Source organism: Spirochaetota bacterium (assembly GCA_038043445.1).
GTDB lineage: Bacteria > Spirochaetota > Brachyspiria > Brachyspirales > JACRPF01 > JBBTBY01.
Window position 1 is genome coordinate 1 of the sequence record JBBTBY010000064.1, and the last position, 15,808, is coordinate 15,808.

11 protein-coding genes are annotated in these 15,808 nt (G+C 57.4%); 9 read left to right on the forward strand and 2 right to left on the reverse strand.

Going from position 1 to position 15,808, the window contains the following annotated elements:
- The 9 genes from AABZ39_09665 to AABZ39_09705 all read left to right on the forward strand — a co-directional run.
- On the forward strand, positions 1–464 hold a 464-nt coding region (locus tag AABZ39_09665; GenBank protein ID MEK6795033.1), incomplete at its 5' end, for a T9SS type A sorting domain-containing protein.
- 251 nt (positions 465–715) lie between these two features.
- Positions 716–3,325, forward strand: a complete 2,610-nt coding sequence (locus AABZ39_09670) for a hypothetical protein (GenBank protein MEK6795034.1) — start codon at positions 716–718, stop codon at positions 3,323–3,325.
- Between the two features lie 10 nt (positions 3,326–3,335).
- Positions 3,336–6,959 (forward strand): tetratricopeptide repeat protein, encoded by a 3,624-nt coding sequence (locus AABZ39_09675; GenBank protein ID MEK6795035.1) that lies wholly within the window; start codon positions 3,336–3,338, stop codon positions 6,957–6,959.
- Between the two features lie 19 nt (positions 6,960–6,978).
- Entirely contained in the window at positions 6,979–7,629 is a 651-nt protein-coding gene (locus AABZ39_09680; GenBank protein ID MEK6795036.1) for a lysophospholipid acyltransferase family protein, read from the forward strand.
- On the forward strand, positions 7,626–8,684 hold the full coding sequence (locus tag AABZ39_09685) for a DUF4380 domain-containing protein (protein MEK6795037.1): 1,059 nt from the start codon (positions 7,626–7,628) through the stop codon (positions 8,682–8,684). The genes AABZ39_09680 and AABZ39_09685 overlap by 4 nt, the downstream gene beginning before the upstream one ends.
- Entirely contained in the window at positions 8,681–10,300 is a 1,620-nt protein-coding gene (locus AABZ39_09690; protein ID MEK6795038.1) for a hypothetical protein, read from the forward strand. Before AABZ39_09685 ends, AABZ39_09690 begins: the two co-directional genes overlap by 4 nt.
- Positions 10,297–10,671, forward strand: coding sequence for a nuclear transport factor 2 family protein (locus AABZ39_09695; protein ID MEK6795039.1), 375 nt, complete (start codon positions 10,297–10,299; stop codon positions 10,669–10,671). The genes AABZ39_09690 and AABZ39_09695 overlap by 4 nt, the downstream gene beginning before the upstream one ends.
- Positions 10,668–11,378, forward strand: a complete 711-nt coding sequence (locus AABZ39_09700) for a flavodoxin family protein (GenBank protein MEK6795040.1) — start codon at positions 10,668–10,670, stop codon at positions 11,376–11,378. Before AABZ39_09695 ends, AABZ39_09700 begins: the two co-directional genes overlap by 4 nt.
- A complete protein-coding gene (locus AABZ39_09705; GenBank protein MEK6795041.1) occupies positions 11,375–12,526 on the forward strand; it encodes an 8-amino-7-oxononanoate synthase in 1,152 nt (383 codons plus the stop codon). Before AABZ39_09700 ends, AABZ39_09705 begins: the two co-directional genes overlap by 4 nt.
- On the opposite strand, the gene AABZ39_09710 is transcribed toward AABZ39_09705, so the two are convergent.
- Together AABZ39_09710 and AABZ39_09715 are read right to left on the reverse strand one after the other, a co-directional pair.
- Positions 12,523–14,352, reverse strand: a complete 1,830-nt coding sequence (locus AABZ39_09710; protein MEK6795042.1) for a 6-hydroxymethylpterin diphosphokinase MptE-like protein — start codon at positions 14,350–14,352, stop codon at positions 12,523–12,525. The two genes, AABZ39_09705 and AABZ39_09710, sit on opposite strands and share 4 nt — an antisense overlap.
- Positions 14,352–15,797 carry a peptidylprolyl isomerase gene (locus tag AABZ39_09715; protein ID MEK6795043.1) on the reverse strand — a complete coding sequence of 482 codons (1,446 nt, stop codon included), beginning with the start codon at positions 15,795–15,797 and terminating at the stop codon, positions 14,352–14,354. The genes AABZ39_09710 and AABZ39_09715 overlap by 1 nt, the downstream gene beginning before the upstream one ends.
- Positions 15,798–15,808 lie beyond the last annotated feature (11 nt).

Sequence of the window (15,808 nt, forward strand, 5' to 3'; positions counted from 1 at the left end):
CCGATAATGCACTGACATCGTTCAGCTGCAGCCTGAACGGCGGCACGGCGGTCACTACGAATATAGCGCCCTATACCAGCTCGCTTTCATTGGACATCGTGTTCCCGACATTCGGGACCAACAGCGTTCTCCTTACGGCGGTCGACCTCGCGGGGAATACGAACGTATCCAATGCCGTTTTTATCGCCACACGTTCCGATCTCGGATTCTCTTCAGTGCCCAATCCGTACCGCGGCGAAGGGGAGATCGTTTTCCTCAACGTATCCGCCGGCGCCACCGTGAAGATTTACACGATATCCGGGCTCCTCCTGCGGACGATACCCGAATCGGGACTGACGGCCATGTGGGACGGGAAGGATAAGAACAGCAGGAACGTATCGCCGGGAATATATATCTGCACGATGAAAAGGGCGGACGGATCGTCCGTGACAACAAAGGTGATGATAACGCGGACTCGTCACTGATCCTGCCTTGTTGAAGAAGCCGGTACATTTCATGGATATTCCATGAGCCCAAATCCTCACGTAAGGAACAACGAAAATTACGAAAGACACGAAATAGAAAAATATTTATTACATTCCGTTGAGTTTTCTCGGCCTTAATTCTCGGCATATCTGTGTTTGCGCTTTTTTACGTGCGCTTTTCGGATGGGTAAAACTGTTGACGAAACGATTGTTTTCACGTACAATGGCCGCGGAGTAGTTTAGGAGCCCACATGCGACGACTATGGTTGGCCTGGTCGCTTTCCGCGGCCGTACTGTTGCCACTCCCCTTCGATTTCATGTCGTCCATCGGCATGCGTGCCATGTCATTGAGCGGTTCCGTTTCCGGCATCATCGACGACCCCACCATGATGTTCTATAACCCCGCTGTTCTCGGCGTCAATCGCTTCGCTGCAGGAACGCTCGGTTATACCTATTACGGCGAGGGACTCTCGCTTCTTTCCGGCGGATACGTATACCGCACGCCTATCGGAACGTTCGGCACCGGCTTCGGTGCGCTCGGTAATTTCTTCGGCATGAAGGATGGACGCCTCAAAGGCATCACCACCGGCATGGATCTGGAGAATATGACCGACATCGATCTCGTATGGGGTATCGGCTACGGAGGGCGCGCCGGATTCCTTTCATTCGGCATGCTGATGAAGATGCATTTTTCGTCGCTCGCGGGCTTTAATACCACGGCTTTTACCGGTGACTTCGGGATTAACACATCATTCAAGTTATTGTCGCAAACGGCGCGCAACGACCTTATGATAGGCCTCGTGCTGCGGAATTTTCCAATGTATCTCTATTATGGAACTTATTCATTCGTGCTCCCGGTATTGCTGAAGTATTCGGATAGTTCTGGCCCGAGCAGCATAAGCGGGAATGAATCGATACAGCCTGTCGCCGCACTCACGGTGAGCGAATATTTCCCCTTCCTCGACACCACGTTCTCCTTCGCCTTCGAGGTCACGCCCGGGATAGGCCAAATCTACGCCGAACCGTCAGGTCTCATAAAAATGCTCTACGGCATCGATCATTATCAGCAGGTGCCGTTCGGCGTACGTATCGGCGTCGACATGTTCGACGAATCGATGCTCTCGCCGCGCGTGGGCATGTATATCAATCCGAACGATTTCAATTTCTCCTGGGGGCTCGCCTACAGCTACGAGCTCTTTAAGATGCGCTGGTCGCTCGAATACGCCATGGCAACGAGCGTATCGATGCTCACACGCGGGTTTGAACTGCGCAACGGCTTCGGCCTCATGGTGCGCGGCATCGCCATGCCGGTGTTCAATATACCGAGCGAAGTACTCCTCTACCCCGACATGTTCCTCGCCGTCAACGACAAGCTCTCGCCGAAGGTCGTCGAAGAAACCTCCGTGCGCGTGGAAGCACCGGTCAGAAAGAAATACTGCATCGATATCAAACGCTTCACCGCCAACGATCCGGTTCGTGCAAAGCAGGGGTTCCTCGAGCAGGTCGAGCAGGGTGTGCGGGAGAAGATGATACGCAGCGGCACGGTAACGGTGTTCGATGAACGTACGATGAAGCGTTCCGACGTGAACGCCGATCTTTCCTGCGATATCGCCATCGAGGGGGAACTCCTCTCGTTCAATCTCATCTACAAACATCCGCGAACGCAGAAGGTGCTCCTGAAGAACAGCCTTTCGCAGAGCATAACGTTCGACCGGGAAAAAAAGTCATATGATGCGCTCAAAGCGGTGGTACGCGGCGGGAAAGTGGTGCTCGTCACCGACGAGAGCAGCGCCGCCGAGAATAAAGACCTTGCCTATGTGGAATCGCTCTCGCAGGAAGGCGCAAAGTGGATATCCGAATCCGTGAACGAAGCGCTCGCCGCACGCATCATGGTGCGCTGCGCGGTAGCCGACGCCGAGGTATATCTCGACAGAACGCGCATGGGGGCCATCCGCAACGGTGCGTACGTGTTCCGCGCGCCGGAGGGCGAACACGTCATATCCGTAACGAAAGCGGGCTACCCGCCGTTCGCGACCGATCCGCCGCTCACCGTGGAATCCGGCGGTGAATACGTGGTCAACGCCGAACTGAAACAGACCGATTTCTATACTGCGGTCAATATCTACTCATTCCCCGAAGGGCGCCCCGTCAATCTGGACGACCGGCAGCTCACGAACAAGACATCGTACATGGCGAAGAAAGTGAAAGGCGGTACGCATCAATATTTCATACAGGATGCCCGCAACACAGTACGCGAACGCGCGCTCGCCGTCGTCAAGGATATGTTCTATAACGTCTACGAGGTATTCTCGGTAAGCGACGACTTCCGCAGACAGAACAAGCTCTTGTGGCGCCGTCTCGCCGGCGACGACAGCGTGAACGTCCAATTCACCGGCAGCGGCCTTGTCATACAGGGACGCACCGAGGACAGTGCGGTCACCGGCAACGGCGTTGTCTCTCCGCTCTTCACGGTGAACGGTATCGTCGAGATCGACATATCCTTCTCATCGAGTTCGGAAAGCAAGGCGACGTTCTACGCCGGGCTCATCGACGAGGGCAAACGCGGGTATCTCATGCGCTATCAGGGCGAGGCGATAAGCAAGCAGACATACGGCTTTGAGAACTCCATGGAGCAGGCGATACCGGCATCCCGCGTGCTCGATCCTGGCGCGATGCAGAAAGTGCGCATCGTCTACGATTTCAACGCAGGCACCGCATCGATGACAGCGAATGAAACGAAGCTCTACGATGAGAAATTCACGCTCGCGCGGTCGGTGCGCTTCATTCTCTCCGCGGATTCGCTCAAGGACGGCGACGGCGTATCCGTCACTGTCGATAATATACGCATTGAGAACTACTAGGAGGCAGCGGATGAACGGCATTCCCATAAAACGCATAGCGCTCCTCCTTACGATAGCGGCGATAACGCTCTCAGCCGTGACCGAAAGCGAACGCAATAAAGCGGTCAACGATGCGGTGGCCATGCTTAAGCGCCGCGATCTCGACGGCGTCATCGCCAAGCTCGAGCCTATCCAGAAGGACATACTTACCGTCAAGCAGGGTGCGCTCTGTCTCGCCGAGGCGTACTACTACCGTAAGAAATACGTGCTTGCGGAGACGATGTACGTCGCCGTGCTCGGGCTCTCGCCCGACGATACCGAAGAGCTCACCGTGCTCACGGCACTCGGCAATATCTATGTCGCCGTGAAGGATTACAGCAAGGGCATACCGATATTCGAGAAAATACTCGTCAAACGCCCGGGCGATCTTACCATCACCTTCAATCTCGCGCTCCTGTACAAATTCAAGGGTGAGATACCGCAGGCGATAAAGAATTTCGAGTCCGTGCTTGCCGCCGATGCGGGTAATGCGGACGCGGTGAAGCAGCTCGTTTCCATATATCAGGAACGCGGCGACGAGGAAAAGGCGCTCGATATACTCCGCTCGGCCATCGCGAAATCGAAGAACGAGGATATACGCGCCGCGTACAACAACATCATCGTCGGGCGCAATCTGAAGAAAGGCAACGAGTTCTTCGAGAAGAAGGATTATCAGTCCGCCATAAAGATGTACGAAGAGATAGTCGCTGTCGACGCGACCGCGACCGGCGTCATCTTCCGTCTCGCCAACGCCTATTTCAACAATAACGATTACGCAAAAGCGCTCACCACGCTCCTTTCGCTCAAAGAGAACAAGGAAATACTCGGGGATGCGGAAAGCGCCTACCCGTACTACAAACTGCTCACGCTCACGTATTATGAGCAGAAAAAATACGATGCGGTGATAGATATGGGCAAGAAAGCCCTCGCCTATCGCGCGACGGACTTCGATGTGCTCAAGGCCATCGGCCGATGCTATGAAACGCAGAACGATTACACCCGCGCCCTTGATTATTACGCAAAAGCGGCTGCCGCCAACCCCCGCGACCTCAAGATACTGCATTGGGCCGCGGTGCTCCTCGCCCGCGACAAACGCTACGGCGAAGCGATGAAGGAGCTCGAACGCGCCCGCAGCGGCGGCTACCGCGATGCCGAAGCGGAAACGCTTTACAAGGACGTCGCCATCGCCTATTTCGTCGCTGCAGGGAATACGCTCTACAACGAAGTGAAGGATACGACCAATGTGTCTGCACCGGCGGTGAGAACGAAGCTCGATGCTGCTGCGGAGCGTTACCGAAAAGCCCTCGATGTGGAACGGCGCCCGGTCGTGCTCATATCGCTCGCCAACGTGTCCATCCTTACGAAAAGCTATCCCGACGCGGAGCAGAGCCTCAAGGAAGCGCTCGGCAAGGACCGGAACTACGTCGGGGCGTATCTCTCGCTCGCCCGCCTCTACGGCGAACAGGCGAGAAGCAATGAGCAGGCGTCCGTGCTCGCCGACCTCGAAAAGCTCGAATCGTCGGCAACGCCCGATGTGATGTACCAGATAGCGGTGAACTACGAGCAGTCCGGCGAGAACAGGAAGGCATACGATATCTTCATGAAATTGCGGGAGAACGCATCGTTCGGCGCGAAGGCCAATGAGCATATCGGCGTCATTATCTACAACCGCGGCGTAAAGGCGTTCAATGACCGCGAGCTTGACCGTGCCGAGCAGTTCTTCAAGGAAGTGTTCACCTATCAGCCGTCGTCCAAGGATGCGGAATTCGGCATACGCAAGGTGGCGGACGAGCGCAAGCGCATGCGCTTGAAACAGATGATAGCCGAAGCGGACAGGCTCTACGACGACGCGGAATACGCCGCCGCCATACCGAAGTACGAGGCGGTGCTCGGTGTCGAGGAGAATCTCCGTAATGTATCGATGAACCTCGCCTTCGCCTGCTTCAAATCGAAGAAATACTACAATGCAATAACCGTGCTCCAGGGACTCGTGACGAAGAACGAGAAGGATAAGGACGCCATTGTGCTCCTCGGCCGCTCCTCGACGAAGATCAACGACTACAAGAACGCCGAGCTGTTCTTCCGCAAGGCGATCGATCTCGATCAGAACGACGGCGAGGTGCACCGCTACCTGGGAGAGCTCTACCGCGACCGCGGCGATACCGACAGGGCGTTCAGTGAATTCAAGCGCGCCAAGGAGATATCGCTCAAGGATACCGAGAATTACAACGTGGACGCATCGGTACTGCTCGGGAATATGTACTACGCGAAATCGAACTATGAGATGGCGATGGCGGAATATCTTGAGGTGCTTAAGATCAAGCCGGAACATCCGGTGGCGAACGTCAATCTCGGTTTCATCTATTACAAGAAGAACAATCTCACCAAGGCGCTTGAATACATAAAACGCGGCTACATACTCAAGGACTCCCCCATCTACAAGCAGAACCTCGGCAAAGTGTATTTCTTCATGCAGGAATACGCCGCTGCGGTGGCGGAGCTCCGTTCGGCATACGCCATCGTCAAATACGACCCGCCCGATGAGACCATCGATTACAAGTGGTGGTACGCGAAATCGCTCGCGGCGCTCTACAAGGTCCAGAAGGGCGACCGCGATCTCGTGCTCGCGTATCTCGCCGAATGCGGGACAAACCGTTTCGATGAGCGCGTGCGCTATCTTTCGCGCTTGGAACGCCTCGCCATCGAGGGCAAGCAGCTTTCGGTGTTCGAGAACAATGAGAACGTCGATCTGAAACTCCCGCCGGTCGTATACGGCGACAAGCAATACCTCGTGACCGCTGAGAACGACATCGTCTGTCAGGCGCTCGAATCGGAAATGACCGTCTGGCGTACCAATGAGTCCGCCCCGCTTTCGGCTCCGCTCGCCGCCGGGCGTCATCTCTTCTACGGACTTGAAAGCAAGACCGTCGTCGCACGAAAGCTCGACACGGGCGAGAAGGCTTGGGAACTTCGCGATTTTTACGCGGACCGCTATGTCGCTATCGGCAATACGCTTCTCTGCGCAGTGCGGGACCGAAATGAGGTCGTTGCCGTTCGCGATGGTTCGAAAGCGTGGACGAAATCGTTCGCCGCGGACGGTCCGACAGCGATAGCCGTTGCGGGTGAGCTCCTGTTCGTAAAAGCCAAGGCATCGTTCTCCGTGCTGCGCCCCGAGGGCGGCGATGTCATCGTGCGCGGCGAGGCGCTCAAGTATACGCCCATTGCCGCTGTCAGTACGCCCGAGCATATCGCCGTATTCGGCGACAGCGGACGCGGAACGACCATCGTTTCCGTATATGAGGCGGACGGCAAGGCCGCCGGGGAAACAACGGTCAACGGCGTGATATCTGCCACCGTAGCGCCTGCCGCGAGCGGAAAGACCGCCGTGTTCGCGACAGCGGACGGACGCCTTGCGATGATATCGCTCTCGGTGCAGAAGAGCGCCTGGAACGTTGAGACAGGCCGGCTCGATTCGCTCGCCTATCAGGACGGGAAACTGTATGTGACGATGGGCAAGACGCTTAAGCTCATCTCTCCCCTGAACGGTGCCGTGCTCTCCACGCTCCCGATAGCGTCCGACGACAACAAGTTCATCACGATATACGCGAAAAAATAGCGGCAGCGATACCCACACCATGCGAAAAGCCATCGGTCGTTTCATCAAATTCAACGTCATCCCTCCCATTATTGCCTTTCTCGTAAAAGCGATATACCGATCACTATCCATAGAGGTCATCGGGGGAGAGCGCATCATCAATGGACCGTCCATCGTGGGCATATGGCATTCGGATTTTTTCATCTACGCGGGGTTCGCAACGACATACCTCAACGACATGGTGATAATGACGAGCTACTCCGATGACGGCGAACTGCTCTCGCGCATCATCAAACGCCTGCGCGGGGATACCGTACGCGGGGATGAGCGCCGCCACGGCGCACGCGCACTCATTCAGATAATGGATGCGTATAAAAGGGGCAATCACATCGTCTTCGCCCTCGATGGCCCGCTCGGTCCGCGGCGTAAGGCGAAGGCGGGGTGCCTCTTCGCCTGCAGGAAGCTCGGCAAGCCCCTCCTCCCGGTGATATCGACGGCCGTACCCGCGTGGCGTTTCAACTCATGGGACAGGATGTTCATTCCCAAGCCGTTCTCCCGTGCGCGGCTTATCTTCGGCGAGCCCATCCAATTTCCCGAGGGGGAAAGCGACGCCAACGCCCTGCTTCGCATCGAACAGGCGATGGAAGCGCTCTATCAACGGCATGAACTTTTCACGGAGAATGCACAATGAAAGTGCTCTGCTCGATCATCATCGCCGCCTTTTTCCTTGGATGCGGTCTCTCCCATGACATCACCGCGGAAAAGAAACTTCTGAAACTGAAAAGCCGCTCCCTCGAGCTCGGCATACTCACCAATGTCGGCGGGCGTATCGCCCTTCTCCGTGAAGCGGGCGGACCGAATATGATGGATTCCGACAATACCCTCTGGGGCATACCGCCGCCCGTACCGCCTCTGGGCGCGTTGAAAAAGGAATACCGCGAATACGGCGGCACCATCGTATGGACAGGCCCGCACAGCCGCTGGTGGCAGGAGCAGTCGATACACCCCGCGAAGAAACGTTCCAAGGGCAAATGGCCATGGCCGCCCGACCCCTATCTTTCATTCGACCATTTCCGCATCGTGACGAACGATGGCAGCTCCGTCATCCTTGCAGGCGGCGTGAGCCCTGTAAGCGGCGTCCAGCTCAGAAAGGAGATATCCGTCGGCCAGCACGTTCGGCTGCGCACGAGCGCCGCCAACGGGCGCGGCACATCGCTTACGCGCGACCTGTGGACGGCGACGATGCTCGGTGCGGACGCACGCATCTTCGTGCCTGTCACGGACCACAAAAGCGTGCGGTTCATGACGCGCTCGCTTCGGACGAACATCGTCTGGGATATCGTCGGCGACATGCTCATCGCAGGCATACGCCCGTTCAGAACGAATGCCTTCATCGAAAGCGATAAAGCGTTCATCACACCGCGCGAGGGGTACGCCGCCGTCTGTAACGGGAAAAGGATATGGCTCATCACGTTCACGCTGCCGCCGTACGGATCGGTATCCCCGGAGCACGGCGCCATTGAGATATCGGCGGAGGCGAAGGACACACGAGCGGCATCCGGCTTCATGCTGTCGCGGCACAGCGCGCTCACCGACATCCCCCCCGGCGGTGTTCTCTCCTGGGAAGAGGAATGGCATATACTGCCGTATACCGGCGCCGCTGCCGATGCCGAACGCATCGCATTCATCACACGATCGGCCGAGCGCATCCTCGAAGAACGCTCGCTCGCAGGTTCAATGCGATGACAACACCTGTCGTTTCCACGCCGTATACGCCCACCAAAGAGGCGAAAGCGATGCGAGCTTATCTTGCTGCAGCACTTGCTGCATGTGCCGCGGCGATCACCTCCTGCTCGGGGCTTCCTTCATTGCAGGAACGCGAGTTCAACGGGAATTTCATCGATGCTCAGCCGATAGAGAAGAACGCGGTCATCAACGCTGTACTTGATCCCTCGGATGTCGACCTGTACCGGATAATGTCCGGTCCCGAAGCGGAACGAGTGCTCCTCGATATCACCATCCATGCAGTGGGCGACGTTGCGCTCACCGTCCTCAGGACCAACGAGGAAGAGCTCCTTGTCGTCAATGACACAAGCAAGCGAACAGCGGACGAGTATATACGCAATCTCTCCATCGATGACGGGAACTGTTTTCTGCGTGTCGCACGGACGGACGGCGCAGGCACGATACCGTACCGCCTTACCATATTCCGCCATACGGCACCGGAGAACGCCGAGCGTGAGCTCAATGATTCGTTCGAAGACGCCACACCGCTCATACCGATGACCAATACGACGGGCTATTTCGCCCCCGGACGCACCATCCCGCGCAGCAGGATAATGAAGAGCGATGCCGGTATCGATGTGTACCGTTTCGGCAACCCCACGGATATCATGGGGAATTTCTCTCTCTCACTTACCGGAGTGAACGGGGTCGACAGCATGCTCATCGTATTCGACGGCACTACCAATATCATCGCCTCCGTCGACAGCGCCGGGGAGGGCAAAGGAGAGGAGATACGGGGTTTCCTTTTCCCCCAGGAAAGCACCTTCTATGCCGCCGTGGTCTCGCACAACCGCAAGGCGTCGGCAAAGCCCTATCAGCTCAGTTTCACCACCGGGCGCTATGACGAACAGGGCGAGAACGAACCGAACAACACAACGGAGCACGCCAGGGAGATATACGCTGGGCTTCCGGTGAGCGGTTATCATGACTACACGGGCGATATCGACATCTATCGCCTGCTGATAGCCGAGGACACGGCGAATGTCCGTCTCTCGCTCTCCGGCGTACGCGGCGCGGACACACGGATAGCCGTTTCCGATGCGCGCGAAAAACATCTTTTTGAGGTCAACGAAAGCGGTATCGGACGCGGTGAAGAGCGGCCCAATGCGGTGGTCGCTCGCGGCATCTATTATCTGGCGGTTTCAGCAACGAACGACTTCCATTCATATCGAAAGGGATACACCCTTCTCGCAGAAACGGTCGGCCGTTCCGGGATAGAACGCGAACCCAACGATTCCGCAAAGACCGCATCACGCATCATCGTCCCCGGCAGCATACGCGGCTTCATCAGCGCACGGGAGGACAGGGATTCCTTCTTTTTCGAAGTGCGTTCGAAGACCTCGTTCACCATCGCCGCAGTACCGCCGTCCGATCTCGACCTTGTGCTTATGCTGAGCGGGCCGACGAACGGGACCATCGATGCGAACGGGCGCGGCGGAAAGGAATCCATGACCGGAGAATTCACCGACGGCACGTACATGCTTGAAGTGCGCTCGAAGGCCGGGTATAATACCCGTATGCCCTATCGACTGTCGATCTCCGAAAACGAACGCACGCAGGAACGCCGGAAGAAATGATGAACGTCCGCGGATATGCCGAGCTCATATTCTCTTCCATGAACAGCCGCGATCTCTCATCGCTCGAAGCGCATCTGGCCGAGAACGCCGTGTTCGACTTCCCCGGTACCGCCCTTGTCGAAGGCAGGCGGCGCATCGCCGTCTTTCTCAGGATGCTCTTCCGTAAATACCCGAAGCTCAGTTTCACTATCGATGATATCATCGTCGATGGCACGGACGCGGTCGCTGTCTGGCACAATGAAGGCGTGCACGCGGACGGCTCCCCGTACGCCAATCGCGGCGTCACGCTGATACGTACCGACGGCAGCGCGATAACCTTCATAAGCGACTATTTCAAAGACACATCCTTCATCCGGCACCAGCACGTATGAAAGCGCTTATCATCAGCGGCAGCCCGCGGACGAACGGCAATACGGCGCATATGGCGGCTGCGTTTTGCCGCGGGGCGGAAGAGGCCGGCATAACGGTCGACAGTATCAATGCACAGCAGGCGAACATTCGTCCCTGCAGGGGCTGTCTCAGATGCAATCTTATCAAATACTGCGCCATACAGAACGATGATTGGCCGGATATGAGCCGACGCATCCGAGAGGCGGATATCCTCGTGTTCGCAACACCGATCTATTTCCACCATATGAGCGCGCCGATGAAGCTGATACTTGACCGCTTCCGATCGTTCGTGCGTGTTCGTCTCACCGAAGGGCCGAACAGCTACACGCCGCATGAACCATGGAAAAAAAGGTTCATCCTCTTCGCCGCGATGGGGTCGTCGGACAGCGCCGATGCGGCGCCGATCATCGATCTGTTCACCTTCATGGTGCGGATAATGGGTGCGGGAAATACGCTCGATACGATCGCAGCGACACGACTTGCGGTCAATCGCCAGATAGCCATGAACGCGGACGAACTTGCCGCGCAATACGAAAAGCTCGGGCTCTCGGCATCCCTTGCCGCAGATGATGCCGCACGCAACAAAGCGATATTATCACAGTGCTATGTACTGGGCACAGGACGTGCCAAGAGAGCACGAGCCAAGGATGGCGATTTGTGCTCACGGGGCACAGGATCTGCCCCGTGAGCACATTTTCCGACTACATCGCCTCCCTGAAAGCGAACAACAGCTTCCGGCAGTTCACACCGGTCATGTTCGATGACGATACGCATATCACCGTCGACGGCAGGAAATGCATCAACTTCGCGTCGAACAATTACCTCTCGCTCGCGCATCACCCGAAGCTCATAGAGGCCGCGATGAGCGCACTTACCTGTAACGGCACGGGGGGCACGTCATCGCGCTTCGTCGGCGGGAACACCCTCATCTACGATATGCTCGAGGAGCGCATCGCACGCTTCAAGCGTTTTGAGAAAGCGCTCGTCTTCCCGTCCGGTTACACGGCGAATCTCGGCGCTATCAGCGCGCTTTGCGGCGCGAAGGACTGCGTATACATCGATAAGCTCGATCATGCGAGCATCATAGACGGGATAACCCTTGCGCGGACGAAGTTCCATTCCTTCCCGCACCGGAACTATGCACGCCTTCGCGAGATACTCGCACGCACGCGAAGCGGCTGTGAGCGTGCCATCATCGCCGTCGAAAGCGTGTTCAGCATGGACGGCGATATCTCCGATCTCGCCGAACTCAGGCGCATCGCGGACGTATACGACTGCCTCCTCCTCGTCGATGAGGCGCATGCCACCGGCGTCTTCGGCGCACGCGGTGCGGGCGTCATCGAGGAGAGCGGTGTATCGGCCGATATCGAGATAGGAACGTTGAGCAAGGGCATACCCTCAGCCGGCGGGTATATCGCCGCATCAGAAGAGATCATCGACGTCGTCCGCAACCGCGCACGATCGCTCATGTACACGACGGCCCTTCCCCCGTCATCGGTCGCGGTCGCGCATGAGGCCATCGCCGTCATCGAATCGATGACCGAGGAACGTGCTGCATTCAGAGCCCGCTGCCGTGCATTCGCCGAACGGCTCACGAGCGCGGGATATGGACTTTTCGGTACACAGAGCCAGATAATACCGGTTCGCACCGGCGATAATGACCGCACGCTCGCCGTTGCAGGGGCATTACGGAACGAAGGGATATTCGCCGTCGGTATACGCCATCCGACCGTGCCGAAAGGCGAAGGCCGCATACGCATATCGATCAATCGCGGACATACTGATGAGGATATCGAGGCATTGTATAACGCCCTCACGCGCTGCCGTTCGCTTTAGGCCTTCATCCGCGATAACGCATTGCGTATCCGTGTCCTGAAATGCACCGCAAGTTTGCAGAGCTCGGACGCGAGCGCATGTGCGCGCAGCCGTGCGCCGTCGCCCTCGCGGCGATCGATGGAGAACATCATGTAGGCTATGCCGTCGGCAAGGAACGGTATACGGGAGGACATTTCCTCCGCATAGGCGCGTGTTTCACGCTCGATAGTCCCCGCCGCGGCAGTATCGTCCGCTATCCGAGCGAGTACCGCCTGCATACGTACCTGCACTTCATCGAGCAATAGCGCGAATGCTGACAATCTCTGTTCGATGCCGTCATAGCGCACCGGCCTCGCCGAGCGTATCACCTGACGCACTTTTTCCATGGCACCGGGAACACCGTGCATGCGAAGCGCATCGATAGCAAGCTCATCCACGCCGGCAACACGCCGCGCCTCGGAACGCACGCGATACATGCGATTCGACGGATAGCGCTCTTTCATCGATGCATACCAGGACGCCTGCTGCGATAATATGAAATCCGTGGGTACTCCGTCCTCCATGCTCACACGCCCTTTGAGATGCATGAACGCTCGTGATGTCATCGGAGAAAGGCGGTCCGTGCGGGCGAGGAAATACTCGTATGCATTGGCATGTTTTGCATGTGTCTCATAGCGCGGATAGGACAGATCATGCCCGATGAGCACACAGGGGGAGAACCCCGCGTATGCCGCAAGATCGATGGCGGTGGACGCCACGGTCGATGAAGAGGCAAGCGTTGTCATGCGATTGCGACCTTCACCCTCCCCGCGGTACGCATCACCCGTGAGCGAGGCTATGAAGGGCGAAGGCCTGCCGTCGTCCATGCTGCGCGCAAAGAAGAACATCCGCTCCGCTGCCGCATGCGCTATCGCGGGGTATGCGGAAAGCTCCATCACGAGACAGGGTATCATCGTTCTATCGATGATGAAATCGAGATAGTTGTAGAAGCCGGCATCAACGGTGACAACGATATCGGGCACGATACCCGCTTTCGCGAGCGGTGCGAGGGCGGTATCCACCGCGATAAGGGCGAAGGCTGTGCGATGTGCGCATATCGCATCCATCGCATCATTGAGCGTCGGCCCGCCGGCAGCGATGATCGCGGGAAGACCGGCACCGCCCCCGTGAAGGCCGCGTATATCGGCGCCGTGCATCAGATGCCGCGCATTCGCGATGATATTCCTCGTCCATATCGAATTGAAATGAAAACGCGTGATGATATTGGAATACTCGCGCTCGAGCCATTGCATGACGGCCTCATGGCTCAGCTGCGCGAACTCCTTGTGTTCTTTCGTCAGTCCGTTGAGCACCGCGGCGCCGATGCCCTTGATGCGCTCCGGGGGGAGCATCCTCGCGACCGCTGTAACGACGGCATCCGCTGTATCGGCAAGTATGAGCGACGGACGGAACACCGCGAGGGCGGAGAGGTCCACCTGCGATAGCGTTATCGCCGCAATGACAGGATCGGGCTCGATGATGATGACGTGTATCAGTCGATGATCGCGTCCGCCGAGGAGCGCCTCGCGTTCACGCGCGAAGGCAAGACAATGGTGTGCAAGGCCCAGCCCGAAAAAAAGGAATACGTTCTTCTTGGGGTGTGCAAGCGTCCGCGCGATCGCATCCGCCTCGCGTTCGGCGTTACGGCTGTGAAGCGCCCGACCGTTGACGGTGAGCGTCTGAGTGCCATCCGCCGGCGACACCGATAATCGGTAGGCGTCCGGGATACCGGATGATGCTATGGCGGCAAGACATGAAACTACCTCAGGGGCAAGACCGAGAACGGCTGCATTCTGCGGAAGATGCATCAGCGAGCGCGGCGGCCCTTGGGACTATCGAGTTTGTACACAACGCGGGCCTTATTCTGCTCAACCTCGTTCCACGCGCGGGATATCATATCGGCATGTTCGCGGGTGACGGAATATGCGAGGGACTGTATCTCGTTGGACTTCGGTGTCGCCGGGGGCATGACCGCCGACAGCACGCGCACGATGCCGACGCCGCGTTCGAAATCGAGTACGGGGCTTGCCGCGCCGACCGCGAGAGAAAAAGCCGCCGATTGAAAGGCGTTCTCGCCCGCGACCGGGATGTTCCTGCCGGACGCGTCCTCTGCCTCTTCGCCGAAGGAGAACGGTATCGAGCGATAGATGACAGCCCCGGCACGATCGCCGCGTTCCAGGAGAGCGCGGAGCTTCGTTTTCTCCTGTGCGAGAAGATATTCCTGTCTGGATGCAAGGTACGCCTGCCGGATCGTACCCATCGCTACGTCATCGAATTTCGGCGTACGCATGCTCTTGAGGAGAATGATGTGATAGGAGCGCCCGTAGAACACCGGCGGAATGACGACGGACGTTTTCGCCTTGAACGGGATGAGCGCGTGCGTGAACTCCTCGGGCATCTCGTAGGACGTGAGGTATCCGAGCGCACCGCCCTTGTCACGCGTCGATCCATCCTCGCTCTTATCCTTCGCCATGGAGGCGAAATTCCCGGGATTCTTCACCAACGCATTGTAGAGCGTCTCCGCTCGGCTGTAGCTCGACACCTGGATATGCGCGATATCGTACTGCTGGAAATTGGTGATATTCTGCACGAAATGGTCGCGCAGCGCGTTCGATGCTATCTCCGCGCGCATGACCGGTAGAGAGGCATCGGCATACACGAGCTCAATAGTACGCTTCGTCCCCGCGCGCTGATACGCCTCTTCGACGGCGAGCGGATTGGGCTTGGCGTTCTCGAACAGTTCAAAGCGGAGCGTCTCGACAAGTATCGACTTCCTCGCTTCACGCTCGATGGCTATCTTCTTCTGCCGTGCTTCGCGGAGCACGTAGGCCTGGTACATCTGCGGATTGAACACACCGTTGGAATCGGTGAAATATAGCTGCTTGATGCTGTCCACGAGGTAGCGATCGCTCACGAGCACGCCGTTCCTGTTCGCGCTCATATGCATGAGCACCTCTTCAGCCGCCTTCATGAAGGCGTATCGCTCGATCTCACGGCGTACGGCATCGCTTATCTCGGCACCGCGATTTCGGTAGTAGTTCTCATAGCGTTCGTAGTAACGGCCGAACGCGGAATTCTTATCGTAGAAGATATCGACGCCGTTGACGGTACCCGCAACCGGCATCTGCCCGCCGATCCTCGAGGAATCGAGAAATATGAAATACGCGACAAGCATCCCCGAAATGCCGACAACGGCGACCCATTTGATGCCCTGCAGTATCGGGCTTTTTTTCTTTCCTTCTTCGATTGCCATATGATTCCCTT

Excerpts from the sequence above, each read along its gene's own strand:
- AABZ39_09680 (MEK6795036.1), top strand. The coding sequence starts at position 6,979 with ATGCGAAAAGCCATCGGTCGTTTCATCAAATTCAACGTCATCCCTCCC.
- AABZ39_09715 (MEK6795043.1), bottom strand. The coding sequence starts at position 15,797 with ATGGCAATCGAAGAAGGAAAGAAAAAAAGCCCGATACTGCAGGGCATC.
- AABZ39_09670 (MEK6795034.1), top strand. The coding sequence starts at position 716 with ATGCGACGACTATGGTTGGCCTGGTCGCTTTCCGCGGCCGTACTGTTG.
- AABZ39_09695 (MEK6795039.1), top strand. The coding sequence starts at position 10,297 with ATGATGAACGTCCGCGGATATGCCGAGCTCATATTCTCTTCCATGAAC.
- AABZ39_09710 (MEK6795042.1), bottom strand. The coding sequence starts at position 14,352 with ATGCATCTTCCGCAGAATGCAGCCGTTCTCGGTCTTGCCCCTGAGGTA.
- AABZ39_09675 (MEK6795035.1), top strand. The coding sequence starts at position 3,336 with ATGAACGGCATTCCCATAAAACGCATAGCGCTCCTCCTTACGATAGCG.
- AABZ39_09690 (MEK6795038.1), top strand. The coding sequence starts at position 8,681 with ATGACAACACCTGTCGTTTCCACGCCGTATACGCCCACCAAAGAGGCG.
- AABZ39_09685 (MEK6795037.1), top strand. The coding sequence starts at position 7,626 with ATGAAAGTGCTCTGCTCGATCATCATCGCCGCCTTTTTCCTTGGATGC.
- AABZ39_09700 (MEK6795040.1), top strand. The coding sequence starts at position 10,668 with ATGAAAGCGCTTATCATCAGCGGCAGCCCGCGGACGAACGGCAATACG.